We start from the raw sequence: 25,147 nt of genomic DNA, 5'->3' as shown, positions 1-25,147 counted from the left end.
TGGAAAGTAACTTACCCGCGTGGCCGGGTCGCTCACCCGCCTCGACGTCCTGGGCACGGTGGTGGCAGCCATCGATCGACCGCCATGGGACGGCGGTCAACGGTCCGCCTGAACCCAACCGTCCGCGAGGAACGCGTCCGGCTCCCGCTCACCGTCGAACAGCGTGCCCTCGGCATCACCCAGGCGGACGCCGTCGACATAGACCCCCCGACCGCGCTGCGAAGGGTCGCTCGTGAACCGCCAGCGGATCCGCACCTCACCCGGAGGACCGTCGATCTCCGCACGGGCCACCTGCCACACCCGTCCGGTGAAGCCGGAGATCACGCCGTCGTGCTCGCTGACCCGGCCACGGCTCGCGACGACGAACGGCAACGGCTCCCACGTCTCGCCGCGGGAGATCTCCAAGGTCAGTCGGTCGCTGTCCTCGGTGTCAACGAACAGATCGAAGGCCAGCCGGGTGCGGTCAGTCCTCAGTCGCACCGGCAACGTGAGGGTCGCGGTGGTGGCGTCGTCCCGCCCGGTGTACCACGCCGTACGCCCACGCCGCGGGGTGACCGCGAGCGCCTGCGCGAGACGGTCGGCGACGACTCGCCGAGCCGGGTTGACGTTGCTCCACTCCCGCCGTGGGTGAACGCGGTTCGTCAACAGGATCACGAACGACCGCGACAGCGGGTCGATCACGATCGAGGTGCCGGTGAACCCGGTGTGCCCGGCGGTCGACGGAGCGGACAACGCCCCCATGTAGAAGCGTTGGTCGAGCTCGAACCCGAGCCCGTGTGCGTGCCCCGGGAACGCTTCGTTGTAGTCGGCCAGCATCTGGGCGACGGACTCCCGCCGCAGGATCCGCTGCCGCTGGTAGGTGCCACCGTTCAGGATGGTCTGCGCCAGGATCGCGAGGTCGTTCGCAGTCGAGAAGATCCCCGCGTGCCCCGCGACGCCACCGAGGGACCAGGCGTTCTCGTCGTGGACGCTGCCCCGCACCATGCCACGCGGCGGATCGGTCTGGTACTCCGTCGCGGCGATCCGGTCCAGCTTGGCGGCGGGCGGGTTGTAGCCGGTGTCCACCATGCCGAGCGGCTCGGTGATGCCCTCCCGCACCAGCACGTCGAGCGGCTTGCCGCTGACCTTCTCGACGAGCACGCCGAGCGTGATGAGGTTCAGGTCGGAGTACTCGTAGAGGGTCTGCGGCGGCGCCTTCGGGGCCACCTCGAGCGCCGCGCGGATCCGGGACTCCCGGTCGGGGTAGTCCCACAGCCGCCTCCACGACGGCAGACCCGACGTGTGCGTGAGCAGCTGACGAACGGTGATGGACTCCTTGCCGTTCGTGGCGAAGGTGGGCAGGTACGACGCCACGGGCGCGTCGAGGTCGATGCGGCCGGCCTCCACCTGCTGCATCACCACGATCGAGGTGAACAGCTTGGAGATGCTCGCCATGTCGAAGATCGTGTCCGGCCGCATCGGCACCTGCTGGTCAGCCGGCAGCTCGGTGCCGTTGGCGTCCGCATACTTGACGGCGTGCCCCATCGCCTCGTGCACCACGATCTTTCCGTCGTGCGCGGCGAGCACGACGGCGCCGGGGTAGAGCGGCCGTCCGTCCGAGGGCGCCTCCAGGTAGGCGCGCAGGTCGGCGAGCATTCCCTCGATCTCGGCGGTGTTCAGACCAACCTCCTCTGGTGTCGCGGGGACGAGCCGCGTCGACGGCGGCGCGAAGCCTACCGCCGGCTCGTCGAAACCCCGTCCGTGCCCGCGTCCAGCTCCCGGTCCGTGAGAGGTCACCTGATCGCTGGGCACGGCGACGGCCGTGGCCGGCGTGTCGTGGACCAGCCCCGCCAGCGACCCCGCGAGCAGCACTGCGACCACCGCGCCGACGCGGAGGCGCCGCGGCAGCGGACGCCAGAACCGTACCGACATCTCAGTGCCGCCGTCCCGGGTAGAGCAGGTACGGCTTGCGCCGACGGTCGAACTCCCGCACCTCCTCAGCCCAGGCGCCGACCACCTCGTCGACGCTCGCACCCTGGTCGATCATGGTCCGCAGCCGCGGTGACCCGGACAGCTTGTCGATCCAGTACGGCCGCTCGGGATCCCAGGAGTCCTCGCGCCAGGCGAACTCGGGGTAGCGCTTGGCTTCCACGAGCATCGCGACCGCGGTCCGGATGGGCTCGAAGGCGTGCAGGTCGGTGACGTGGACCTGGACGCCGGCGCACGTCTCGCCGACGTACTTGTTGAACGTGGGGACGAAGTAGGCCTCCCGGAACACCACGCCCGGCAGGCCGAGCTCGTTGAGCCGGTCGCCCCAGTGGTAGTCGAGGTAGGGAGCGCCGATCATCTCGAACGGCCGAGTCGTCCCGCGTCCCTCCGAGACGTTGGTGCCCTCGAAGAAGCAGGTGCCGACGTAGACGAGCGCCGTGTCGGCCGTGGGCATGTTGGGGGACGGCGGAACCCACGGCAGGTCGAACTGCTGGGCCCGGAGGTCGGGGCGCCAACCCTTCATGGGGACGACGGTCAGGTCGACCTGGCGGCCGGCCTCCTCGGGCAGGAACTCGCCGTTGAAGAAGCGGGCCAGCTCGCCCACGGTCATGCCGTGCTGCTGGACGATCTCCTTCAACCCCACACCGGAGGTGTAGCCGGGTGTCATGAGCGCACCGTCCACTCGCCCACCGATCGGGTTAGGTCGGTCGAGGACCACGTAGCGCATGCCCAGCCGGGCCGCCGCGACCATCGAGTTGTAGAGCGTCCAGATGTAGGTGTAGAAGCGGGCGCCGACGTCCTGGATGTCGAAGACCATCGTCTCCGCCCCGGACTTGGTGAACATCTCCGCCAGCTTTTCCTGGCTGGCGCCGTAGGCGTCGTAGACCGGCAGCCCGGTGCGCGGGTCGGTGGTGTCACCCTCGGAGCCACCGGCCTGTGCGCTGCCGCGGAAGCCATGCTCCGGGCCGAACACGGCGACGATCTCCAGGTCGTCGTGACGCGCGAGGTCGTCGACGATGTGCGTCGTGTCCGGCAGGATGCCAGTCGGGTTGCTGAAGACGGCGACCTTGCTGCCCCTCAACATCGACCAGCCGCGCGCCGCGGCGACCTCAGCGCCGGTCATCACCCGCGAGGGCGGGCCTTTCCGCTCACCCGCGGTCCGGGTGGCACCCGCCGGCTCGTCGTCAGCGGCGTGGGCCGCGGTGGACCCCAGCGTGAGACCGGCGGCCGCGGAGGCGACCGCGGAGCCGAGGAGAGCCCGGCGGCTCGTCATGTTCGTCTCGTGGGAGGTCATCCGTCGTTCCTCCGTTTCAGCGTGCCTGGCCGCGCCTGGTCGACGCGACCGCATCTCCGCCTTGGGGTCACCGTCGTCAAGGCGACCATGACGGCGAGGAGCTCACCAGGTCAAGCCGTGACCGTAGGGGTACAGGATCTGCGCGGGGTCGTCCGCGCGTGGGATCGGGACGGGGAGGCGCCCGCGTGGGGCGACCTCGCCGAAGATCACTCGGGCGGCGGCCTGGGTCGCCACCGCGTTGGGCGCGTACGTCGCCAGGTACGTCGGAGCCTCGTCGACGTGGGCGATGTCGTACGGGTCGTGCACCGCGACCACGATCAACGGAACCCCGGTGGCGAGGAGCTCACCGACCAGCCGCCGCTGCCGCCCTTGGGGATCGGTGACCTCGGTGTCCCAGGCCTTGTACGTCACGACGAGGGCAAGCTCGCTCTCTCGAGCGCGCGCGACCGCCGTGGCGATCGCGGAGTCGGACGGTTGGGTGCCGGTCGGATGAGTCGTCGGCGTGGCCCCGCGCGCGGCGAACGCCGCTGCGAACTCGGCGACGGGAACAGCGCTGGCACCGGTGACGAGCACCGCACGCGGACCCGGCGCGAGCGGCAGCAATCCGGCGTCGTTCTTCACCACGGTGGTGGTCGCCACCGTGATGCGGTCGGCCTGGGCCAGGTGCGCGCGCGTGCCGACACGGGCGGCGGCCTGGTCGACGTCGACGAACGGGTCGTGGACGATGCCGCGCTCGGCCTTGAGTCGGAGGATGCGCCCGACCGCCTCGTCCAGGCGTTCCGGGCTGATCTCGCCGCTGTGGACGGCCTCGAGCAGCGCCTGGTACGCGAGGTCGAACTGCGGCGGGCGCAGCAGCATGTCGACACCCGCGTTGATCGCCAGCACCACGACCCGGTCGTCGCCGTACTTGTCACGGACGCCGCGCATGCCGAGTGAGTCGGTGATCACCACGCCGTCGAAGCCGAGCTCCTCGCGGAGCAGGCCGGTGATGATCGGATACGAGAGCGTGGCCGGATCACCCGAGGGGTCCAGCTCCGGAAACACGAGGTGGCCGGTCATGACCGCGCCGATGCCCGCCTCGATGGCGGCGCGGAACGGCGGTGCGTCGATCCGCTCCCATTCCTCGCGGGTGTGCCGGATCTCGGGAATTCCGACGTGGCTGTCGACCTGGGTGTCACCGTGCCCGGGGAAGTGCTTCGCCGTCGCGATGACGCCACCATCCCGTTCGTAGCCCGCGACCTGCGCCGCGGTGAACGCGGCCGCGAGCGCGGGATCGGAGCCGAATGACCGGACCCCGATGACCGGATTGGCCGGATTGACGTTGACGTCGGCGACCGGCGCGTAGTCCTGGTTGATCCCGAGCGCGGCAAGCTCGCGACCGGTGATGGCCGCCGCTCGACGTGCCGCCGCGACGTCGCGACCGGCCGCCAAGCCCTGGTTCCCCGGGAACTGGGTGGCTGGCGGCCCGACCCGCACGATCGTTCCTTGCTCCTGGTCGGTGGAGATGAGGAGCGGGACGCCGGCACCACTCGTGAGCGCCGCTTCCTGCAGGCCGTTCGAGAGCCGGGCGACCTGGCGCGGGTCGGCGATGTTGTCCGACCAGGTGAAGTAGCACACCCCGCCGAGGCGGTACTTCGCGACCACCTCCGCGGCGGTGGCCACGCCGTATTCCGACGTGTTCCGACTGTCCGGAGTGTGCGCGTCGGCCCCATAGACGTGGGTCACGAGGAGCTGTCCGACCTTCTCCTCCACGGACATGCGCTGGAGGGTCTCCTCCACCCAGCGGCGCACGCCGGCCGCCCTCGCCAAACCTCCGGCGTGCGCGGGGGCCGCCGCGGTCGCGATTCCGGCGAGCGCGCCCGCGGCGCCGAGGACGACGCTGCGGCGGCGTGGCGTGAAGGGCGGCGAGGTCGTCATCGGTCCTCCGGGCTGCGCGAACGGTACGAAAACTTCCTACGGGAGCGACCCTCGCCAACGGAAGGTAGTCACGCGAACCACCCAGGTCAACGGCGCCGCGTACCACACGTGCTCAGGAGCCCGCGCTGCGTGAGTGACGCCCGGAGCCCTCCGCGTACCCGCACCGCTTCGGCCACCGGTGACGCCCACGGAGCCGGCCGGGACTCGTCCATTTGGACGAGACCGCGTCGCGTCCATTTGTATGACGTCACTTGGCCGACATCGGTTGCACGGAAAAATCAGCTCGGTTGACCCAGAGAAATTTCGCACTCGCGTACGACGACTCCTCCAGTAGCGGCTCAGTACGTTGTTCGACGGAAATCGACGCCGACTCAGGAGGAATCAAATTCGAAAGTGCCGAATCGCCGTCGTCGGTAACCAGCCGCAGCTGCTCGAAGCGCTCGTCGACCTGGTGTCGGAAGAGCCGCGGCTGGACCTCGTCGGCGTCGCGCACGACGCCGACGAGGTCCTGGAGCTGGCGCGTTCCCGCGATCCGCACGTCGTTCTGTTCGACCTGGAGTCGACGGGCACCTATCCGACGATCCTCAATGACCTGACTCGCCACGACCCGTCAATTCGAACCGTGGCGTGGTCCAGCTATGACGACGCCGACGCGCTGCGTCGGTCCGCCAACGCCGGCTTTCACCGCCACGTCAGCAAGTGTTCTGGCGCGGAAAGCCTCATCACCGTCCTACTGGAGGAGCATGCTGACCCAGCTTAGTTCCAGGTTCCGAAAGCTTCCGATTATCGGCCAGATCGCGGCTATCGTGCTTCCCGTGCTCGTGGTGGCGGCTCTCGTCGCGTCCCTGGTCGGCCCCTACACCCCTAGCCTCGGCAGCGGCAAGAGCGACAAGGCGCTCTCCGGACCGCTGAGCGCCAAGGGATCGAAGCTCGTCGACGCGCACGGTCGCGAGGTTGTGCTCACTGGCGTCAACTGGTTCGGCTTCGAGACGGAGACCTTCGCGCCCCACGGCCTGTGGGCGCGCAACTGGGAGAGCATGCTCGACCAGATGGTCTCGTCCGGCTTCAACACGATCCGGCTGCCGTACACCAACGAGATGTTCGACGCCGACAGCAAGCCGACCGGCATCAACTACAGCCTCAACCCCGACCTCAAGGGGCTACGTGGCGTCGACCTGTTGGACCGGATCGTCAAGGGCGCGACCGACCGCGGCCTGATGGTGCTGCTCGACCGGCACCGTCCGACGGCGCAGTCGCAGACCAAGCTTTGGTACAACGAGCAGGTCAGCGAGGAGCGCTGGATCCAGGACTGGACCATGCTGGCCAAGCGGTACAAGAACAACCCGCTGGTCATCGGCGCGGACCTGCACAACGAGCCCAGTGGTGAGGCCACGTGGGGTAGCGGCGACCGCGACACCGACTGGCGACTGGCCGCCGAGCGCGCCGGTAACGCGATCCTGAAGGTGAACCCCAACTGGCTCATCGTCGTCGAGGGCATCGAGGCCTACGACAACGACTACTACTGGTGGGGCGGCAACCTCATGGGTGTGAAGGAGCACCCGGTCCGGCTGTCCGACCCGGCCAAGCTGGTCTACTCCGCCCACGACTACGGTCCCGGCGTGTGGCAGCAGTCCTGGTTCAGCGACAAGGACTTCCCGAAGAACATGCCGGGCATCTGGAAGCGGCACTGGGGCTACATCGCCGAGGAAGGCACCGCTCCGGTTCTGCTGGGTGAGTTCGGTGGGCGCTCGGTGAGCCCGAAGACCACGGAGGGTATCTGGCACCGGGAGCTGCTGAACTACCTGAAGAAGAACGGGATCAGCTACACCTACTGGTCCTGGAACCCCAACTCCGGTGACACCGGTGGTGTCCTCCGGGACGACTGGAAGACCGTCCACAAGGACAAGCTGGAGCTGCTGAAGACCTACCAGGCGCCACGCCTGCACACACCAGCCGCTGACCAGCGGTAAGGACACCGAGACCGAAGGGGCCTCTTCGCCGCGCCGCGCGGGGAGGCCCCTTCTCCATGCTTGTTTCCATGCTTGTTTCCATGCTTGTTTCCATGCTCGCGCCCTTGGTCACTCACCCTCCCTCAGGGCCACAGTCCGCTCGGCACGCGCACGCGCACCGTGGTCCCTTTGCCGGGCTCGCTGGTGAGGTTCAAGACCCCGCCGATCTCGCTCACCCGCTCCCGCATCGAGCGCAGGCCGAGGTGGCCGGGAAACTCCGCGCGCGGGTCGAAACCGGACCCGTCGTCGCTGATCTCCAGCTCCAGCGCGGTCGAGCTCGCGGACAGTCGCACCGTGACCCTCCTCGCCCGCGCGTGCCGCGCGACGTTCTGCAGCGCCTCCTGAGCCACCCGGTAGAGAGTCTGCTTCACCGCGAGGGTGCCGGCCGGCTCAGACCCCAGCTCCGCCTCGGTCACCAAGCCATGGCGAGCCCGCAACGCGGCCAGCTGCTTGTGGAGGGCGACGACGAGACCCTCCTCGGCGAGCGCCTGCGGGCGCAGCTCGAAGATCAGCGCGCGCATATCGGCGAGCCCTGTCTCGGCCAGCGACAAGATGTAGGTGAGCGATTGGTCGGCCTGCTCGGGCGCGCGTCGCAACGTCTGCCGCGCCGTCCGCGCGCCCAGCGCGATGCCGTACAACGCTTGGGACACCGAGTCGTGCAGCTCCCTCGCCAGGCGCTGACGCTCCTCCTGGGTCGCCTTCTCCTGAGCCGCCGCGACGAGGTGTGAGCTGTCCACAGCGGTCGCCGCTTCCCCGGCGACCGCCGACAGGTACGCCAGCTCCAGCTCGGTGGGTCCGGGTCCCGGGGGCCACGCGGCGTAGAGAACTCCGACCGCACCCCCACGCGAGGTCAACGGGACGCAGACCAGCGCGCCGCCGGGCGCCTCGGTCGGGACCTCGCCGGCGCGACCGTCCGGCTCAGCCTGCACGAGACTCCCGTCTCGTCCCCGCCTGCGGATCACCGGGGACTTCGCCGAGACGGCTTGCCGCGCCGCGTCGTGCACATCCGCGAGCAGCTCACGGTCGAGGACCCGGTGGACATCGTGTCCGGACGCCCGCCGAAGCGCGTCCCCGTGGAGCAGGTCGACCGCGCACGCCGAGGCTCCCGTCGTCGCCACGACGCTACTCGTCAACGAGTCGAGCGTCACCGGCAACGGCTCCGCGCCCGGTGGAGACGAGTCGGCGAGGGGCTCCAGGTCCGCGCCGGCACGCTCGTGCTCGACCACCACGGCGACGTGAGCGGCGAACAGGCCGACGAGGTCGGCGTCGTCGGCGGTGAAGCGGCGGCCATGGACATCCCCCACTTCGATGACGCCGCTGGGCCGACCGTAGCCGGGCACCGGAACCGCCAGGACGGCACGGACCATCGGTGGCAGAACGCTGGCGGCGTCGCCGTCACCCCCGACATCCGGCAGGCGGATGCTGCGCTGGTGTCGTACCACCTCCCCCTCGAAGGTGTCGACCGTTGGGATCCGCATCCCGCGTGTCGCCTCCGCCAGGGGACCGGCGGCCGCTCGCACCACCAAGGTCTCGTCATCCTCCACGGTCATGACCAGGCACGCCGGCGCCCCGAGCATCGCGCCAACCCGCCGGGCCACCAGCCCGAGGACGGTGTCTTCGTCGAGGCCGTCGCGCACCGCCGCGTTCACCTCTGCCGCCGCGCGAATCACGCGGTCGTCCACGGCGCGCGCGACATCTCGCGCACCCGTCATGTCTCCGCCAGCTCGTACGTGGACACCAGCCCCGTCTGCACCGCGTACAACGCCGCCTGGGTGCGGCTTTGGACGTTCAGCTTCTTCAAGATGCTGCTCACGTACGTCTTGACGGTCTGCTGGCCAATGGACAACTCGCGCGCGACCTCCTTGTTCGACCGGCCACGTGCCAGCAGGATGAGCACCTCGACCTCCCGCCTGGTGAGCGGGTCCGGATTGCTCGGCACCCGCATCTCCCTCACCAGGCGCGCCGCGGCCGCTGGTGACAGGTGAACCTGGCCGGAGGCGGCCGCCGCGACCGCGCGGCGCAGCCCTTCCGCGTCCGTGTCCTTGAGCAGGTAGCCGATAGCGCCGGCCCGCAACGCGTCGGTGACGAGGTGATCCTCCAAGAAGCTGGTGAGTGCGACCACCTCGACATCCGGAAGGTCACGCCGAATCGCCGCAGTCGCGCTGATGCCATCCATCACCGGCATCACCAAGTCCATCAGCACGACATCGGGCGAAAGCTTATGGGCGAGCTCGACCGCTTCTCGGCCGTTGCGTGCTTCACCGACGACTTCGACGCTGTCGTCCAGCTTCAGGAACATCTCCAGGCCTTGCCGGACGACCGCGTGGTCCTCCGCGATCAGCAAGCGGACAGGCATGCTCGACCCCCCCTTCCCCCCCGTGCTCCTGCCACATGTCGACCGCCACGCGGCGTCGACGCGCCTCTCAGGAGGCTAGTGGCCGTCACCTGAGACCTTCCCCGGTTCGCGGGAAGAGATGACTCCCGACGAAGGCCCTCCTCTGTGGGCCCATAGACCATCTCCACGGCCACGCCTTTGGGTGTCTGCCGCACCTGCCCGTTGCGTCCGGTCTCGGCGCAACAACCTCGTTCGAACCGATCGCGTGCGTCAGGCGGGGACGTCGTCTGATCACCGGCTTCGAGCGTGACCACACGCTCTCGCCCACCCTGCGCCATGTCCCATCCAGCACTCGACGCTCGCCCGGGACTGTCGACCGGTGGCCGCTCACCCCGAGGTAGGAGACGCCCACTCCCCCGAAGCGGGGCGCCAATCGCGGATCCGGGCGGGAGGTGAAGCGCTCCCTCGACGCAGAGGATTGCGTTGCATGGAAGGAATCCGAGTAGGAGGGCCACGGGTGAATGGGCACGCGCGCGACGAAGGTGCCTCGGCGCCAGGCGTGGTACCGCTGGCCACTGGACTTGGTTCGAGACCACCGCAGCTGGCGCTTCGGCCTGGTCGGACTACTCGGCGTCGGTGTCAACAACCTCGTGCTCTACCTGCTGCACGGTGTCGGCGGAATGCGGCTGGTTCCGGCGACCGGGCTCGCGGTCGAAGCGGCGATCGTGCACAACTACGCGGTCAACGAGATCTGGACGTTCGGCTCTCGGCCTGCGCTGTCGCGGTTCCTCAAGTTCAACGGGACCGCCCTCGTCGCCCTGGTGGTCAATGTCGTCGTGGTGAAGGTGCTCGTCGGGCTCGGCCTGTTCTACCTGGTGGCGAACCTCGTGGGTATCTGCACCGCGCTCGTCATCAACCTCACCGTCAGCACCACGTGGATATGGAACGGGAAGCCCCATGGAGTCGTTGATCTACGCGGGTCTCGTCGTGATCTCGCTGGTGCTCAGCGTCCAGGCGGGGCACGTTCTCTACCTCATGCTCTACACCTGGGACCAGCCGGAGACGGAGCAGCCGGCGAGAGCTCCGGACGAGTTCGTCGAACCATACCTGTCATTCACCGCGATCGTTCCCGCTCGGCACGAGGAAGCGGTCATCGCGGCGACCATCGAGCGGATCGTGCGGAGTAACTACCCGTCCTCTCTGCTGCAGGTCCTCGTCGTCTGCTCCGCGGACGACACCGGCACCATCCAGGAAGCCGCCGACAAGATCGACGAGCTGCGCGCCGAGGGCTACTACAACGCCGAACTGGTGATCTTCGACGATCAACCGATCAACAAGCCACATGGGCTCAACCACGCCCTGCGGTACGCCGAAGGCGACGTCGTCACGATCTTCGACGCAGAGGATGAGATGCATCCGGACATCCTCAACGTCGTCAACACGGTGATGTGCACCGAGGACGTCAACGTGGTCCAGGCCGGCGTCCAGCTGATGAACTACAACTCCAACTGGTACTCCACGTTCAACGTCTTGGAGTACTTCTTCTGGTTCAAGAGCCGGCTCCACCACCACGCCCGGTATGGCTCGACCCCACTCGGCGGCAACACCTGCTTCTTCAGCCGAGAGCTTCTGCTGTCGGTCAACGGGTGGGACGAGAACAACCTCACCGAGGACGCCGAGATCGGACTGCGCATCAGCGCGCTCGGCGAGCGGATCCGCGTCGTCTACGACGACCGGTACGTCACCAAGGAGGAGACCCCACCGACCCTGGGAAGCTTCATCCGCCAGCGCACGCGATGGAACCAGGGCTTCATGCAGACCCTGCGGAAGGGCGTCTGGCGGCAGATGCCGACACGGCACCAACGCTTCCTCGCCTGCTACACGCTCGCGTTTCCCTACGTTCAGGCGATCGTCGGTCTCTACACTCCCGCGGCGCTCATCATGATGGTGGCGCTCCACGCACCGGTCGGCGTGGCCCTATTCTCGCTGCTTCCCGTCCTCCTCCTCATCGCGCACCTGGTGACCGCGATCGTGGGCCTGCGCGAGTTCACCGAGGCACACGGACTCACGTACTCCTCGGGAACCGTGATCAAGATGATCCTGACCTGGCTGCCCTACCAGATGGTTCTCGCCTACGCGGCCGTGCGCGCCGTACGCCGGCAACTCGCGGGCCAGGGCAACTGGGAGAAGACCACGCACCTCGGCGCGCACCGAGCGATACCCGAGGGGAAGGCGGTGAGCGGTGGCGCCTGACGTGTCGATGTCCGAGCGGGTCGCCCTGTGGCTGCGGCGGCCGGGGAACGGCCTGTTGCTGCTGTCCCTGGTCAGTGGAGCGGTGACCCATGGGGTCAACATGTTCCGCTACCCGCTGTACATCACCGACGAGGGCATCTATGTCCAGCAGGCCTGGTCGGTGGTGCGCGAGGGCACGCTCTCGCCGTACACCTACTTCTACGACCACGCCCCGGCCGGATGGCTGCTCATGGCGGCCTGGGCCAACGTCCTCCCCGGCCAGTTCCAGGCCTTCGGCAATGAGATCAACACGATGCGGGTGCTGATGCTCATCGCCCACGTCATCAGCTCCGGCCTGCTGTTCGGGATCGTCCGTCGCTTCGGCGGTGGGGCGCTCGGGGGTTTCGCCGCCTGCTTCCTGTTCAACGTCTCGCCCCTGGCCGTCTACTACCAGCGCCAGGTCCTTCTCGACAACCTCATGGTCATGTGGCTGCTCCTGGCCGTCTGGCTCGTCGCCCGCTCCAGGGAGCGGGTGGTGACGGCCATGGCGGCAGGACTGGCGTTCGGGCTGGCGATCGTGACGAAGGAGAACGCGATCTTCTTCGTGCCCGCGTTGGCGTACATGGTGCACCGCTACGCGCGCGGACGTGGCAACCGTCGATTCGTCACGAGCTTCTGGTGGTTCGCCCTCTCCGCCCCCATCGCGATGTACCTGGCGTTCGCGCAGCTGAAGAAGGAGCTGATCCCCAGCGGCTTCAACTTCGACCTCGACAGTCCGCCGGCGAACCACGTGTCGCTGCTCTACACGATCTGGTGGCAGATCAACCGGAGCGGTCCGGAGGGTCGGAACTTGTTCCTCCGGCTCATGGAGAACAGCTGGCTCGCCCGCGACCCGTACATCCTGGTTCTCGGCGCCATCGCCGTCGTGGGGGTCCTGATGCTGTGGTCACAGGACCGCCAGCGCCGGACCGGTTACCTGGTCGCCGCCTTGATGGCGTTGGGCTACGGCTTCTACATGGTGCGCGGGAGCATCCTGCTCGACTTCTACGTCGTCCCGCTGATTCCGGTCCTGGCGATGAACATCGGCCTGCTGTACGGGTCGCTGATGAAACGGGTACCGCGGTCGGCCCGAACGGCGGTGACGGTCGGGGTGGTGAGCGCGGCGCTTCTCATCCCCGGTGGGTACTTCATCACCCGCAACACCGAGCGGCAGCTCGAAGCCCACGACCTCTACCACCTGGCGGTGACGCCCCTCCAGGAGGAGCAGATTCGGTGGGTGCGGGAGAACATCCCGACCAACTCTCGCCTGATCATCGACGACGACATATGGACCGCGCTGCACGACCGTGAGCCGTACTTCCCGCGCGCTCACTCCCACTTCAAGGCCGCGTCCGACCCCGACGTGCGCGACAAGCTGTTTCGGCGCAGCTGGCGAAACATCGACTACGTCGTGGTCTCCAACAAGATGCGCGCGGCGATGGAGCGCAACAACGCCGGAGGTCAGGAGCAATGGATTCTTGACGCGATCGACCTGCACGGACGGGTGGTCTGGGAGCTGCACCGCGGCGACATCCATCTGCAGGTCTACAAGATCGGAGACTGAGGAGCACGCCTCGACGGCACGGGTGTGGGGCAAGGAGCACATGATGAAGATGCCGACATGGACGAACCAGAGCTACTGGTCGTGGAAACGGATCCTGATCGCGATGGTGGCCCTGCTGGTCGTCGTCTCCCTGGGTCGGTCCTTCCTCGGCGGGTCCGCACGGAACGCCCTCGACGTCACCGGCCGGGGAGGCCCTGCCGCAGAGGCCCCTCCGAGGAAGGAGACGCCACGGCGCGTGGTGGAGTTCAACGGCAAGAAGGTTCCGGTAGGTACCGGCCCCATCGCCACTCTCAACCCGGGACTCGCGAGGCCGGGCAGCGCCGTCAACGTCAACGCCACAGGCTTCGACAAGGGCGCGCAAGTGCAGGTCCTGTTGACCATCGGGAAGAACAAGCCCAAGGTGATGGCCACGGACAGGGTTGACCGATACGGCGTGGTCGACACGTCCTTCACCTACCCGTGGGGCGCGGCCAACTCCGGCGGCCGGCAGTTCGTGACCGTCGTCCAGGAGGACGGCAAGAAGTCCGCCCGGGCCGAGCTGATCTCTCAGGCCGGTGTCGCGACGGCCGAGCTCAGCAAGGACGTCGGCCAGCCCGGCACCGCGCTGACCGTCGACGCCGAGGGCTTCATGCCCCACGAGAAGATTCACGTCTTCTGGGGACGGATCACCGGAACGCCGTCAGCCGTGCTGCGAGCGGATGAGACCGGCAAGCTTCAGGCCGAGCCGTTGCGCGTCGGCGTCGGGCCGGTGGGCCACAACACCGTCATCCTGATGGGAACGAAGAGCAAGGCCACCGCGATGGCACCGTTCCAGCTCCTTCGGCAGTACCCCTCGGTTCTGACCAAGCCGTTCGCCGCCCGAGCGGGGGAGCTCATCTCGCTCACCGGGAAGGGCTTCGCACCCAACGAGCGAGTGCTCGGCTACTTCGGCGACGTCTCCGGTCCGCCGGTGATCACCATGCGGGCGGCGGAGAACGGCACAATCGGCGGGGTCGCGTTCAAGGTGCCGTACGGCCTCAAGGGCCGGCAGACGTTGGTGTTCGTCGGCGAGCAGAGCCGCGCGTCCGCCAAGGCGGGCTTCCTCGCCCAGCCCTACACGCCCGTCGTGCGCACCAGCACGTGGGGCGGACTTCCGGGGACCGTTCTGAACTTCTACGCCAAGGGCTTCGCGCCTAACGAGGCAGTACACGTCTACGTCGAGGACGAACTCGTGGCCGCCTTCCGCGTCGACGCCCGAGGTAACGCGGCCGCCGCCGGCCAGTACCAGATCCCCGCGGACGCGCAGAAGTCCGTGACGTTCAGGCTGGTCGGCGCGAGAAGCGGCGGCACGGGGACGGTCACTGTCAAGGTCGACAAGCCCGAGGGTCCGGTGAACATCCCGCCGCAGCCGAAGTTCAAGCTGCCGGAGGACCTGCGCCGCTGACGAGGACTCGAGCCGGGCGCGAGACCAGGAAGGAGCCTCGCGATGACCGACTTCCTCGGGCCTAACACGCGAGGGGTCCTGCACCTGCTCTCCTCGCTCGACCAGCTCGACGTCGGGCAGGTCGAGGCGGTGGCGGCCCACCGGCGGCGTCAGTCGCCACGAGCCCGGGCGAGTGCCTGGGCCGCCATCGGGCAGGCAATGACGCCGAGGGAGCGGTTGGCCACGTTGGGCGCGGCCGCGCTCGCTCGCCAGAAGGCGATAGACGTGGCCAACCGCTCCCACACCGCCGACTGGGCATTCTGGGCCGCGACCTGGGACGCGGCGATCGCGGTCGCCTTGTGCGGCCGGGTTGACGCCGACCACTACGAGACCCTGGTGGGTCCGGTCGCGCACGCCCTGCCGTGGATCACCCACGACATTCCACTCCAGGTGCAGGTAGCAAGCCCACACGCCGCGCTCGCACGGGTCGGAGCACCGCATGGTTGAGCCACGAATCCGCGTGGTGATCGCGGATGACGACCGGGCGATGCGCGACGCCCTGGCCGACCTCATCTCGAGCCAGTCTGAGCTCGAGCTGGTCGGGGAGGCGGTCAACCACGACGACGTCATCCGGCTCGCGGCCCGAGATCGGCCACGGGTCGTCGTCCTGGACATCCGGATGCCGGGTGGCACCGCTCCAGCGACGATCAAGGCGATCCAGGACCGCTCGCCCACGACCGCTGTGATCGTCCTGTCCGCCTACGAGAACGCCAGCAACGCGATCGAGGTCCTGGCCGCGGGAGCGTCCGCCTACCTCGTCAAGGGCAGCCGTGACGAGGAGCTGCTGGAGGCCATCGCCCGTGCGGCACGTGGCCAGCTCAGCATGTCGGCCGCGCTGGCGCGCGAGTGCGTCTTCCTGCTTCGACGGGAGCTGGAGAACGAGCGTCGTTCCGGCGCCGTCGCCTTGCAGAACGCCAACCTCCTCCGACAGCTGCTCGACCGGGTGGAGGCCGCTGTCGTGCTCGTGGCGGCGGACGGCAGCATCGAGCTCGTGAACGCCAGGGCGGCGCGACTGTTCGGGTACCGACGCACAGAGCTCATCGACCTGCCGGTGACGACTCTCGTGCCGACGTCGAAGTACGGCGAACCGGCGGACGAGCTCCTTCACCGGCTGGTTCGTCGGGAGCCGCCCGACGAGGAACCCGCGGTCCACTTCACCGCGACCGGACGACGCAAGGATGGGACCACGTTTCCGGTCGAGGTCTCCGCCACACCCATGCCGCACGGGCAACGCGGAGTCGCGGTGTTCCTCCGGGACGTGAGCGAGCTCAGCCTCACCGAGGCCCGCTTCCGGCGCCTGTTCGAGGCCTTCCCGGACGCGACCGTCCTGGTGGACACCGACGGCACGATCCAGTTGGTCAACGCCGCCGCCGAGCAGTTGTTCGGTTACGCCCGTGAGGATTTGGTGGGCCAGGAGGTCGACGTCCTGCTGCCCGAGCACCCGGTGACCATCTATCGGCGGGAGGCCGACGACACCCGCGGCGCGCAGGACCTCACGCCGGTCAGCATGGAGCTGACCGCCAGGCGGCGCGACGGGAGCGACTTTCCCGTCAGCGTGAGCATCGGTCGTATCCGGACTGATGAAGGTGTCCAGGTCATCCTGGCCATGCGGGACATGACCGAGATGGCCGGATCGCGCGCTGCTTTGGAGCGCAGCGTCGAGACGCTACGGGCGGCGGGACAGTCCCATCGCAACGTCTTGGTTGACCTCGTGGGCGCGCAGGAGCGCGAGCGATGGCGGATCGCGGCGGGCATCCACGACGACAGCCTCCAGGTCATCACGGCCGCCGCGCTCCGCCTCCAGCAGCTCCGTCGACGCCTGAGCGACCCTGAGGACCTGCGGGTTCTCGCCAAGCTCGAGGAGACGATCCGACTCGCCGCGGACCGCTTGCGTCGACTGATCTTCGACTTCCGCCCACCGGCGTTGGAGCACGAGGGGCTCGTCGCCGCCATCAAGGCCTACCTCGAACAACTCCAGACGGAGACGGGCATCGAGTGCCATCTAGACAATCGCCTCGAGGAGGAGCCACCGCGACAGACTCGGGTTCTCATCTACCGCATCGCCCAAGACGCGCTGATGAACGTGCGCAAGCACGCTCGGGCACGGCGAGTCGACGTGCGGCTGGTTGGGGTCGAGGGAGGCACTCTGGTGGAGATCACCGACGACGGCGTCGGCTTCGACGTACGCTCGGTGGAGGGACGACCGGGACATCTGGGGCTAACCCTCATGCGGGACCGCGCCGACATCGTCGGCGGCTGGTGCCGGATCGAAAGCGCCCCCGGGGCTGGTACTACCGTGGAGTTCTGGATTCCGCACGAGGGGGGACTGCGGCGCGGAGGCGAGGAGTGACCACACCACCCGATACCGGCCCGATTCGGGTACTCGTCGTGGAAGATCACGCTGTGGTTGCGGAGGGCATGACCGCCCTCCTCGACGAGCACCCGGACCTCTCCGTCCTCGGTTGGGCGTCCACCGTGGACGACGCTGTGCGGATCGCCGACGAAGAACGAGTCGATGTGCTCGTCGTGGACTACTGGCTCCCTGACGGGAGCGGTGTCGACGCGGCTCGTCGCATCCGTGAGAAGCGGCCCGACACCACGGTGGTCTTCGTCAGCGCGGACGACAGCGACCAAGCGATGATCGCCGCCGTCGAGGCAGGCGCGTCAGGCTACTTGTGCAAGACCTCGAGCAGTCAAGAGATCGTTGACGCAGTACGCCGGGCGGCCGACGGGGAGATGCTCATCCCCGCCCAGCGGCTCGCCGAGCTGCTGAGCAAGTGCCGGGAGGAAACCCGGAGAAAGTCGGATCGGGCGCAGGCGTTGGAGAGTCTCACCACCCGCGAGCGAGAGATTCTCCAGCTGATGTCGAAAGGCTTGGACAACCGCGAGATCGCGGCCCGCTTGAACATCGCCTACCCGACGGTTCGAAGCCACGTCCGAAGGATTCTGGAGAAGCTGGACGCACGGTCGAAGCTCGAGGCGGTGGTCAAGGCGGCCGGCGCCGCCGAGGAACTCGACGACTCTCTCGACGCCGGGTAGCCCGGCCCCCGTTAGGTCGTCACCTCGGCGAGCAGGTCCGGAATCTCTTGCCGCGCGTACCACAGCAGCTCACGCTCGGCGAGCTCGTCGGTGACGGTGTCGTCCTCGCTCGCTCGCGCGAGCGCGGCCACCGCCGCCTCGACGGCTTCGGTGGCGGCCGGCTCGTCGACGTGGACGGAGGCGACATCCGACAGCCGAACCGCGGTCTGGACCTCCACCGTCGACCGCGTCTGACCGGCAACCGGCCGCACCATCGCGTCTGGCACGTCCGCGGCCACGACCACCCGTCGGCGAGGCGCGCGCGGATCGGCGCTCACCTTCTGCAACGAGGTGTGCGCCGCACCCTCCGTCGCGGCGTACTCCAACTCCTCCTGGTCGCCGTCGACGAGCCACTCCCGCAAGGCCGGGGTCACGGCGTGCGCCGTCAGCGGCGGGGGGCCGAACCCACCGTGGGCGACGGCGGCCGCGAGCTCGGTCATGGTGACACCGAGGTAGACCCGCATGCTGCGTCCTTCCCGAACCTCACACTGCCCCGTGTACGCGCGCGCGAGCTCGCGCTCAGGACGAGCGGCCTCGCCGGCGCGCGTGCGACACGTCGGCATGATGGCGCACGTCGCGATGGTCTGAGACAGCGCGTCCACCCTGCCGCACCCGGACACCTTGGCGAACTCGACGGCGGCGCATCCCTCGGAAGGCGGCCCGGCTCGTGCGCAGCGACGTCTCCAGCACCTGCAGGCGGCGCTGCTGGTCCATCGGGTTGGTGCCCAAGGCGATCAGGTCCTCGGCCGTCGGCGCGATGACGGTGACCTTCGTGCCCTCGGCGCGCAGCACGTCGACCTCACGGCTGAGCTGGCGGGTCAGCGCACGTCGCCAGTGCTGCAGCATCCACAACGACGGGCTCATCGACTCCGGGGACGCCAACCACGCCAGCGGAGCGAACACGTAGACCTCGTCGAGGTTCCGCCCAGCCGCCAAGTCCGCCGAGGCGATCGACGCGGTGCCACCGTCGACGTATACCCTGCCGTCGATCTCGACGGGAGCGAACCACCCCGGGATCGCGCACGACGCGGCGACCGCTTGGGAGGGCCGGACCGACGAGCCGCTCTTGCGCCCCAACGCGACCCGCTCCCCCGCGTGGTAGTCCATGGCGACGGCGAGAAACTCCGGGTGTTTCGGCCAGCGCGGCACGATCTGGTCGATGAGGTTGACGAGGGTGTCCACCGATCCTCGGCCACGAGGCAGCAGACCGGCCAGGACCAGCGGCGCGCTGAGCAGCCGCCGGTCACGGACGATCGCGGCGAGCAGCCGAGCCGAGCCGACACCCGGCCACGGCGTCGGTGGACGCCCGCCGAGGGCGTCATAGTCCAACTCCACCCCGTTGAGAACGCTTCCGTCGAGGTTCTCCCCTAGCTGGTGTGCCCGCTGCTCCTCGGGGGACACGCCCGCGGCCAGGAGGGCCGCCACGACGGACCCGGCGGATGTGCCGACGAGGAGGTCAACCTTGGTGGTGTTGATGTCGGTCTCTTCTTCGAGGGCGCAGAGTGCCCCGATCATCCAAGCCGCACCAAGGACACCACCCGCACCGAGTACCAAACCACGCCGCGGGCTGCTCATTCCGCCCTCCTTACCGGGGGCTCAGGGTCCTCCTGGCGTCCTCGACTCCTGGTCCTCCTGACTCTCAGTGTGCCTTGCGAGCGCGTCGGTCGGGCCGTGTTGGCATCTGTTCGACCGCCTCCACGAGCTCGGTCAGGGCATCCGGGATGCATTGGGCGAGAACGTTCAGATCGGGCATGGCGTCCCGGTCAGCGTTGAGGCCGAAGCACACCTTGCCCTTGTACGACGTGAGCCCGATCGCGAGTGCTTGCCCCTTCGCCAGGGGCACCACCGGATAGCTCGCCACCATGGGAGCACCGGCGACGTAGAGCGTGGTCTGAGGACCCGGCACGTTCGTGACGACGAGGTTGAAGACCCGCCGGGACAGGGAGCTCGCCACCCGGGCGCCCAGTGCGTGGAGCGTCGGTGGAGCGAAGCCGGCCATGCCGGCGAGCGCGCGGGCTCGCACCGCGTGACTGGCCTCCCGGTGTGCCTTCGTCGCGTACGCCACCTGCTGGAGACGCATGGCGGGATTCGCCTCACCCACCGGCAGGTCGAGGATGTACTCCGCGACGTGGCTTCGAGAGCTGTCGTCGGTCAGCACGCTCATGGGCACCAGCGCGCGCACCGTCGTCGTCGACACCACGCGCACACCGCGGGTGAACAGCCAGGACCGGAGAGCACCGGCGATCGTGGCGAGCACGACGTCGTTGATGGCCACACCTCGCCGCCGACGGACCGCGCGATAGTCGTCGAGACTGGTGTCGACCGACGCGAAGCGCCGCTGGGCGCCGATCGACACGTTGAGCGGACTCGTCGGGGCCGGTCGGGCGGCGGTCCGCATGGCGGTCGCGACGCCGCCGGCCGCCCCACCGAGAAGGCGCACCGCCCGGGCCGCCGCGCGCGGAAGGTCGGTGAGTGTCCGCTGGGCGGACTCCAGGAGGTCGCCCGGACGCCGGACGACGTCGACGAGCGCCCCGGCGAGCAGCTCGATGGAGGACGGCTCGGCCGAGGGCGTCCACGTGTCGGCCGGCGCCTCGGGTCGGTGAGGTGTGGTGTCAAGGACGACTTGGCCGATGTCGACGGTGGAGATCCCGTCGACCATCGCCTGGTGCGTCTTCGACAGCAGCGCGAAGCGGCCGCCTTCCAGACCTTCGACGAGGTACATCTCCCACAGCGGGCGGGACCTGTCGAGCGGCCGGCTCATGATGCGCGCGACGAGCTCCCGTAGCTGGTCGGGCGTGCCGGGACGCGGAACAGCCGATCGACGGACGTGGTAGGTGAGGTCGAAGTCCTCGTCGTCCACCCACACCGGATGGGCGAGGTTGCCCGGCACCCACCGAACCCGCTGCCGATAGCGCGGGACATAGGCCAGGCGCTCCCGAACCACGTCCACGAGGTCGTCGAAGCCGAACCCGCTTTCGGGTGTCTCGAACACCCCGACGCTGCCCACGTGCATGGGCGTGGTGGGTTCCTCGAGGTACAGGAACGACACGTCCAGCGCGCTCAGCCGGTCCGGCATCTCCTGACCTCCGCTCCGCTCACCGCCCGGAGCCTCATCGTGTCACGTCCGACGCGCCGGCGCCCCTCCCCACCCACGGGCCACGGTCGGCCGATCGAGACGAGGCACTCCCCCAGCGTCGATTTCCCCAACCGTTGCGCGCAGACCCGACGGTCCAACCTCGCCGGACCGCCGGAGGTCGCCGGTCCTCGCCACGCCCACCGGTGTCGAGGGGCACGACCGGACGACCAAGATCGGCGGCGGTGTCGGCGGCCAGCACCTGATCTTGGTAGCGTCCGGCTGCCTTGATCACGATCAGCGCTGGAGGTGCCGACGTGGCAACGCGCCCCGCTCCCCACGACGCTCCCGCACACGACGGGCTCCACCGTTGGGCACCCACGCGGCGTCAGGTGCTCCTCGGCGCCGCGGCCGCCGCGGTCCTCGCCGACCAAGGCTTCCGCGCCGGGCCGGCGGTCGCTGACGACGGGGACGTGTTCGACTCGCTGCGTCGCACGTGGGTGAGGCTGCTGACCGGCGGCGACGACCTCGACCCGAACGAGCCGGCGGTGGCTGCCGCGCTGCGTCGTCTCGAGAACACCGTCCAGGGCCATCTCGACAACCTCGTGCGTTCGCCCGACCGGGACCGGGTCTTCGCCGACTTGAGCATGGACAACGACGCCCACGTCTCGAGCACGCTCGTCAACCTCGCGCGGATGGCGACGGCGTGGGCGACCAGAGGCAACCGGTTCTACGGTGACGAGGACCTCCTCGCCGACATTCTCGCCGGGCTGGAGACCGTCAACGAGCTGGGCTACTACGCCGGGAGGGAGGAGTTCGGCAACTGGTGGTCGTGGGAGATCGGGGCAAGCCGGCCTCTCGCGGACGCCATGTGCCTGCTGTACGACCACCTCAGCCCCGACGCCCTGCAGCGGTACGCCGCGGCGATCGACTGGTTCGTGCCGGACCCGTGGTACATGATGCACGGGGACCGTCGTGGTCTGTCGACCGGCGCCAACCGGGTCGACCTGTGTCAAGCGGTAGCGGTTCGCGGGATCGCGTTGAAGGACGCCGACAAGGTGATTCGCGCCCGCGACGGCCTCAGCGATGTCTGGCAGTACGTCACCACAGGCGACGGCTTCTACCGGGACGGCTCGTTCATCCAGCACACCTGGGTGGCCTACACGGGGACCTACGGCGTGGTGCTGCTCGGCGGCCTGAGCAAGCTCTTCGCGCTGCTCGCCGACTCGCCGTACGAGGTCAGTGACCCGAGCCGGCACAACCTCGTCGACGCCGTCGAGCGGACCTACGCGCCCGTCATCCACGACGCGCGGATGATGGACTTCGTGCGGGGCCGCGCGATCTCCCGCGCGAACGAGACCGACCACACCAACGCCTACCAAGCCGTGGAGGCGATCCTGCGCCTGGCGTTGGGCGTCGAGTCCGCGGTCGCCGACCGATGGCGGGCCCGCGTGGCCGGCTGGCTCGAGCGTGACGCCTTCGGCGACATGCTCGCCAACGCGTCCGTGCCGGCGGCCGCCCTGGTCACCGAGCTGCGCCGCTCGGGTGTGGAGCCCGCCCCCGAGCCCGTCGGCCACAACTTGTTCCCCGGCATGGCGCGCGCGGTGCACCGCCGGCCGGGGTGGGCCTTCGCGATCTCGATGGCGTCGACGCGGATCGCGTACTACGAGTGCGGGAACGGCGAGAACGACCGCGGGTACCACACCGGCTCCGGCATGACCTACCTCTACGACGCGGACAACGGGCAGTACACCGACGCCTTCTGGCCGACCGTCGACCTCTACCGTCTGCCCGGCATCACCGTCGACAAGAAGCCGCTGCCGGATCGGGCCGGTGGACAGTGGGGAGAGGCGCGCCCCCCGACCGCGACCTGGGTCGGCGGCGCCACGCTCGACGGCTACGCCACCGTCGGGCAGCACCTGGAGGGACCAGAGTCCCCCATGCGCGCGCTGAAGTCGTGGTTCTGCCTGGACGAGTACGTCGTCGCGCTCGGCGCTGGGATCACCGGCTCCTCGGGTCACGCGGTCGAGTCGATCGTCGAGAACCGCAACCTGCATGCCGACGGGACCAACGAGCTCACGGTGAACGGCCGCGTCCGCGCGACCACACTGGGCGCGGAGGAGACCGTCGAGCGTGTCCGGTGGGCTCACCTCGAGGGGGTTGCCGGCTACCTGTTCCCCGCCGGCGGCTCGCTTCGGGTTCTTCGCGAGGAGCGCACGGGCGCCTGGCGAGACATCAACACCGGGGGCCCGACGACGCCGCTCACCCGGCGCTACGTCACGCTCTGGTTCGACCACGGCGTCGACCCGACGGACGCGACGTACGCCTACGCGGTCGTGCCAGGCGCCTCGCGAGCCCGTACCGCCGAGCTCGCGGACGCTCCGGGCTTCCAGATCCTCGCCAATACCGCGGCCGTCCAGGCGATCCGGGCGCCTCGGTTGGGCGTCGTCGCGGCGAACTTCTGGCAGCCGGGCAGCATCGGCCGGATCACGGTGGACCAGCCGTGCGCCGTGCTCGTGCGCGAGCGCGCCGGCACGCTGGAGGTGGCGGTCGCCGACCCGACGCAGGAGGGCACCTCCGTCACGGTCACGCTCGACCGTCGCGGGTACGACACCGTGGAGGCCGACGACACCGTCACCGTGCTGTCCACGTCCCCCACTGTGCGGCTGCGGGTCGCTGTGACGGGATCGGCCGGTGCCACCCACCGCGCGACCCTCCGCCGCTGATCGACGGGGCCGGAGGATTCTGTGGGGCACCGCCTCACACGCGGAGGACGCGGCACCGCTCCGCGCTCGACCTGGAAGACGGCGGCCCCGTCCGCGGGACGGGGCTCCGTGACCAGGGAGCGCCAGCGCGTGCGACGGATCTGGTGACGTCTCAGCGGCGGCGTCGACGCCGCTGGCGGGGCAAGGTGATGCCCATGAGCTCGGCTGCCAAGGCCCGGAGCGGGGGACGCGCGATGGACTTGGGCGCCACCTCGGCGAGCGTGCGTCCCTGGGCGAGCGCGGTGTCGAACGACGCGCGGTCGTAGGGAACGCACACCACGCCCTCGACCCCGGCGTAGCGACGCAACGCCTCCCGGATCTGGCTCTCGGCGTCGCCACCGACCGGCCCCTTGCGGACGAGGTTCGCGACCACGCGGAGGTTGACACCGGGGATGGTCTCGCGCAGCTCCTCGATGCCTCGGATCAGTCGTTGGAGCCCGACCGGGTCGGCCGCACCCACTGCGATGACCGTGTCCGCCGCCTCCAGGGTCGTGAGCGTCGCGCCGTTCCGGCGCGGAGCCGCGGTGTCGAAGGAGATCTCCTCGTCCTGCTCGAGGCAGAACCCGCAGTCGACGACGATCGCCGCCGCCAGCTGGCGGGCGAGACCCCACACCTGTTCCAGTGCGCTCGCCCGGAGCTCCGGCCAACGGTCGGCCCGCGGGATGCCGGTGAGCACGCGCAGGCGCGGCATCACCTCGCGAGCGTGCCGGGCGAGGGCCGGCAGGTCGAGGGTGCCGTTGTTCGCCGACCGACAGGCCGCGGCCAGGCCAGGCGCCTCGTCGAGGATGCCGAGGACCTGCGCGACCACGCCGCCGTAGACGTCCGCGTCGGCGAGCAAGGTGGGGACGCCGAACAGCGACAGCTCCGTGGCCAATGTCACCGCGACCGACGTGCGGCCGGGCGCGCCGGCGGGGCCCCAGACCGCGATGAGCTGACCCGTCCCGGTCGCCGTCTCGTAGGGTGGCGGCTCCGGCATCGGCGGCGGCACCGGCATCGCGGCGCGAGGGTTGGCCACCGCGAAGTCCGGCACCCGCTGCGTCTTCTGGGACAGCTCGACGGCTTCCGCGACCGCGTTGGCGAGGACGTCAGCGGGCGCGTCGGCCGGGACCACGGTGGCGACGCCGAGCCGCCGTAGTCGTTCCTCTCCCTGGCGGTCACCAGGGGTCACCACGCCGACGACCGCGACTCCCTCCGCGAACAACCGGGCGACGGCGTCCCGGTCCAGTCGTCGCAGGTCGGCCGACAGCAGGACGGCACGCGCCTGACCTGACTGTGCGGTCGCGAGCAGGTCGGGAAGGTCGACGCACCTGCGAACGACATCGAGTCCGAGCGAGCTGCGTTCGAGAGCGGCGACGAGATCGGACTCCCATCGCGCCCCTGTGACAGCGGTGAGGACGGGAAGCGTCACGGT

At 69.2% G+C, this 25,147-nt stretch carries 18 protein-coding genes and 1 pseudogene; 10 read left to right on the top strand and 9 right to left on the bottom strand.

What is annotated here, in order from left to right; translation table 11 throughout:
• Positions 1-96 precede the first annotated feature (96 nt).
• The 3 genes from DFJ64_RS14910 to DFJ64_RS14900 all read right to left on the bottom strand — a co-directional run bounded on the left by DFJ64_RS14910 (position 97) and on the right by DFJ64_RS14900 (position 5,179).
• Positions 97-1,911, bottom strand: a complete 1,815-nt coding sequence (locus tag DFJ64_RS14910; protein WP_115851008.1) for a serine hydrolase domain-containing protein — start codon at positions 1,909-1,911, stop codon at positions 97-99.
• A 1-nt stretch (position 1,912) separates the two neighbouring features.
• Positions 1,913-3,262, bottom strand: coding sequence for an exo-beta-N-acetylmuramidase NamZ family protein (locus DFJ64_RS14905; protein WP_115851007.1), 1,350 nt, complete (start codon positions 3,260-3,262; stop codon positions 1,913-1,915).
• Positions 3,263-3,364: 102 nt separating this feature from the next.
• Complete coding sequence (locus DFJ64_RS14900; RefSeq protein ID WP_115851006.1) at positions 3,365-5,179, bottom strand: glycoside hydrolase family 3 protein; 1,815 nt, start codon at positions 5,177-5,179, stop codon at positions 3,365-3,367.
• A gap of 451 nt (positions 5,180-5,630) precedes the next feature.
• On the opposite strand from DFJ64_RS14900, the gene DFJ64_RS20255 reads away from it, so the two are divergent.
• Both DFJ64_RS20255 and DFJ64_RS14890 read left to right on the top strand, forming a co-directional pair.
• On the top strand, positions 5,631-5,939 hold the full coding sequence (locus DFJ64_RS20255) for a response regulator (RefSeq protein ID WP_425452192.1): 309 nt from the start codon (positions 5,631-5,633) through the stop codon (positions 5,937-5,939).
• A gap of 55 nt (positions 5,940-5,994) precedes the next feature.
• The gene (locus DFJ64_RS14890; protein ID WP_245941145.1) at positions 5,995-7,149 is read left to right on the top strand and encodes a glycoside hydrolase family 5 protein; all 1,155 of its coding nucleotides are present in this window, start codon (positions 5,995-5,997) and stop codon (positions 7,147-7,149) included.
• A gap of 122 nt (positions 7,150-7,271) precedes the next feature.
• Here the strand turns inward: DFJ64_RS14890 and DFJ64_RS14885 are convergent, their stop codons facing one another.
• Both DFJ64_RS14885 and DFJ64_RS14880 read right to left on the bottom strand, forming a co-directional pair.
• On the bottom strand, positions 7,272-8,900 hold the full coding sequence (locus tag DFJ64_RS14885) for a sensor histidine kinase (RefSeq protein WP_115851003.1): 1,629 nt from the start codon (positions 8,898-8,900) through the stop codon (positions 7,272-7,274).
• Complete coding sequence (locus DFJ64_RS14880) at positions 8,897-9,544, bottom strand: response regulator (protein WP_115851002.1); 648 nt, start codon at positions 9,542-9,544, stop codon at positions 8,897-8,899. The genes DFJ64_RS14885 and DFJ64_RS14880 overlap by 4 nt, the downstream gene beginning before the upstream one ends.
• 500 nt (positions 9,545-10,044) lie before the next feature.
• On the opposite strand from DFJ64_RS14880, the pseudogene DFJ64_RS20250 reads away from it, so the two are divergent.
• The 7 genes and pseudogenes from DFJ64_RS20250 to DFJ64_RS14845 form a co-directional block, all read left to right on the top strand.
• Positions 10,045-10,407, top strand: a pseudogene (locus DFJ64_RS20250) (GtrA family protein); the annotation flags it as partial.
• A 73-nt stretch (positions 10,408-10,480) separates the two neighbouring features.
• Positions 10,481-11,776, top strand: a complete 1,296-nt coding sequence (locus tag DFJ64_RS14870) for a glycosyltransferase (RefSeq protein ID WP_115851000.1) — start codon at positions 10,481-10,483, stop codon at positions 11,774-11,776.
• Positions 11,766-13,358 (top strand): glycosyltransferase family 39 protein, encoded by a 1,593-nt coding sequence (locus DFJ64_RS14865; RefSeq protein ID WP_245941144.1) that lies wholly within the window; start codon positions 11,766-11,768, stop codon positions 13,356-13,358. Before DFJ64_RS14870 ends, DFJ64_RS14865 begins: the two co-directional genes overlap by 11 nt.
• 43 nt (positions 13,359-13,401) lie before the next feature.
• Complete coding sequence (locus tag DFJ64_RS14860) at positions 13,402-14,781, top strand: hypothetical protein (RefSeq protein WP_147304720.1); 1,380 nt, start codon at positions 13,402-13,404, stop codon at positions 14,779-14,781.
• A 42-nt stretch (positions 14,782-14,823) separates the two neighbouring features.
• Positions 14,824-15,267 carry a hypothetical protein gene (locus DFJ64_RS14855; RefSeq protein WP_115850998.1) on the top strand — a complete coding sequence of 148 codons (444 nt, stop codon included), beginning with the start codon at positions 14,824-14,826 and terminating at the stop codon, positions 15,265-15,267.
• Complete coding sequence (locus DFJ64_RS14850) at positions 15,260-17,170, top strand: PAS domain S-box protein (RefSeq protein ID WP_115850997.1); 1,911 nt, start codon at positions 15,260-15,262, stop codon at positions 17,168-17,170. The genes DFJ64_RS14855 and DFJ64_RS14850 overlap by 8 nt, the downstream gene beginning before the upstream one ends.
• Complete coding sequence (locus DFJ64_RS14845) at positions 17,167-17,859, top strand: response regulator (protein ID WP_115850996.1); 693 nt, start codon at positions 17,167-17,169, stop codon at positions 17,857-17,859. The genes DFJ64_RS14850 and DFJ64_RS14845 overlap by 4 nt, the downstream gene beginning before the upstream one ends.
• Positions 17,860-17,870: 11 nt before the next feature.
• Here DFJ64_RS14845 and DFJ64_RS14840 read toward each other — a convergent pair whose 3' ends face one another.
• The 3 genes from DFJ64_RS14840 to DFJ64_RS14830 all read right to left on the bottom strand — a co-directional run bounded on the left by DFJ64_RS14840 (position 17,871) and on the right by DFJ64_RS14830 (position 20,974).
• Positions 17,871-18,362, bottom strand: coding sequence for a DUF6912 family protein (locus DFJ64_RS14840; RefSeq protein WP_115852117.1), 492 nt, complete (start codon positions 18,360-18,362; stop codon positions 17,871-17,873).
• A 55-nt stretch (positions 18,363-18,417) separates the two neighbouring features.
• On the bottom strand, positions 18,418-19,473 hold the full coding sequence (locus tag DFJ64_RS14835; RefSeq protein WP_115850995.1) for a patatin-like phospholipase family protein: 1,056 nt from the start codon (positions 19,471-19,473) through the stop codon (positions 18,418-18,420).
• Positions 19,474-19,537: 64 nt separating this feature from the next.
• A complete protein-coding gene (locus tag DFJ64_RS14830; protein WP_115850994.1) occupies positions 19,538-20,974 on the bottom strand; it encodes a WS/DGAT/MGAT family O-acyltransferase in 1,437 nt (478 codons plus the stop codon).
• Between the two features lie 314 nt (positions 20,975-21,288).
• Between DFJ64_RS14830 and DFJ64_RS14825 the strand changes: the two genes are divergently transcribed.
• Entirely contained in the window at positions 21,289-23,697 is a 2,409-nt protein-coding gene (locus DFJ64_RS14825; RefSeq protein WP_115850993.1) for a polysaccharide lyase 8 family protein, read from the top strand.
• A gap of 151 nt (positions 23,698-23,848) precedes the next feature.
• Here DFJ64_RS14825 and DFJ64_RS19955 read toward each other — a convergent pair whose 3' ends face one another.
• Positions 23,849-25,144 carry a CpaE/TadZ family protein gene (locus DFJ64_RS19955; RefSeq protein WP_245941143.1) on the bottom strand — a complete coding sequence of 432 codons (1,296 nt, stop codon included), beginning with the start codon at positions 25,142-25,144 and terminating at the stop codon, positions 23,849-23,851.
• Positions 25,145-25,147 lie beyond the last annotated feature (3 nt).

This window comes from Thermasporomyces composti, assembly GCF_003386795.1.
GTDB classification, from domain to species: domain Bacteria; phylum Actinomycetota; class Actinomycetes; order Propionibacteriales; family Actinopolymorphaceae; genus Thermasporomyces; species Thermasporomyces composti.
This window is presented reverse-complemented; position numbering and strand designations above follow the sequence as displayed.

Excerpts from the sequence above, each read along its gene's own strand:
- DFJ64_RS14840 (WP_115852117.1), bottom strand. The coding sequence starts at position 18,362 with ATGCGGGTCTACCTCGGTGTCACCATGACCGAGCTCGCGGCCGCCGTC.
- DFJ64_RS14900 (WP_115851006.1), bottom strand. The coding sequence starts at position 5,179 with ATGACGACCTCGCCGCCCTTCACGCCACGCCGCCGCAGCGTCGTCCTC.
- DFJ64_RS14855 (WP_115850998.1), top strand. The coding sequence starts at position 14,824 with ATGACCGACTTCCTCGGGCCTAACACGCGAGGGGTCCTGCACCTGCTC.
- DFJ64_RS14870 (WP_115851000.1), top strand. The coding sequence starts at position 10,481 with ATGGAGTCGTTGATCTACGCGGGTCTCGTCGTGATCTCGCTGGTGCTC.
- DFJ64_RS14835 (WP_115850995.1), bottom strand. The coding sequence starts at position 19,473 with ATGAGCAGCCCGCGGCGTGGTTTGGTACTCGGTGCGGGTGGTGTCCTT.
- DFJ64_RS14860 (WP_147304720.1), top strand. The coding sequence starts at position 13,402 with ATGAAGATGCCGACATGGACGAACCAGAGCTACTGGTCGTGGAAACGG.
- DFJ64_RS14885 (WP_115851003.1), bottom strand. The coding sequence starts at position 8,900 with ATGACGGGTGCGCGAGATGTCGCGCGCGCCGTGGACGACCGCGTGATT.
- DFJ64_RS14850 (WP_115850997.1), top strand. The coding sequence starts at position 15,260 with ATGGTTGAGCCACGAATCCGCGTGGTGATCGCGGATGACGACCGGGCG.
- DFJ64_RS14880 (WP_115851002.1), bottom strand. The coding sequence starts at position 9,544 with ATGCCTGTCCGCTTGCTGATCGCGGAGGACCACGCGGTCGTCCGGCAA.
- DFJ64_RS14905 (WP_115851007.1), bottom strand. The coding sequence starts at position 3,262 with ATGACCTCCCACGAGACGAACATGACGAGCCGCCGGGCTCTCCTCGGC.
- DFJ64_RS14830 (WP_115850994.1), bottom strand. The coding sequence starts at position 20,974 with ATGCCGGACCGGCTGAGCGCGCTGGACGTGTCGTTCCTGTACCTCGAG.
- DFJ64_RS14910 (WP_115851008.1), bottom strand. The coding sequence starts at position 1,911 with ATGTCGGTACGGTTCTGGCGTCCGCTGCCGCGGCGCCTCCGCGTCGGC.